General features: G+C 66.9%; 1 protein-coding gene. It reads right to left on the reverse strand.

Translation table 11 applies throughout. The features are described from left to right. Positions 1-133 precede the first annotated feature (133 nt). The coding region (locus IE249_RS35615) for an alpha-glucosidase C-terminal domain-containing protein (RefSeq protein ID WP_189711688.1) at positions 134-543 on the reverse strand (410 nt) is incomplete at its 5' end.

Genomic DNA, 543 nt, shown 5'->3' on the forward strand with positions numbered 1-543 from the left:
CCGATGCCGTCGCCGTTGCTGTCCTGGAAGGAGCGCACCAGGACCTCGTAGAAGACGGCACGCTTGAACCACTCCGGGTCGCGGTCCTTTGCGGGAGTGTCCTCGAAGGTGTCCGGAACGGGCTCATTGACGATCATATTGTGGGTGACCCTCCGATCTGCGGGTTGGACGGTCGCAGGACAGTGAAGACGTGCGCGGGCCTGTGGCCGGGTTCGAGACGCACATAGTTGGCCCTGCCCCAGTGGTAGGTCTCGCCGGTCAGCTCGTCGAGCACCGGCACCGACTCGTGCCATTCCAGGCCGAGTTGCGGCATGTCCAACGAGACCGTCGCCTCCTGGGTGTGGTGCGGGTCGAGGTTGGCGACCACCAGAACCGTGTTCGATCCGCTCCGCTTGGAGTACGCGATCACCGCGTCCTGGTCGGCGTGGTGGAAGTGCAGGTCGCGCAACTGCTGGAGGGCCGGGCTGCGGCGGCGGATGTCGTTGAGGCGGGTGATGAGGGGAGCGATGGTGCGGCCCTCGCGTTCGGCGGCGGCCCAGTCGC

This window comes from Streptomyces anandii JCM 4720 (genome assembly GCF_014650655.1).
Classification (GTDB): Bacteria; Actinomycetota; Actinomycetes; order Streptomycetales; family Streptomycetaceae; genus Streptomyces; species Streptomyces anandii.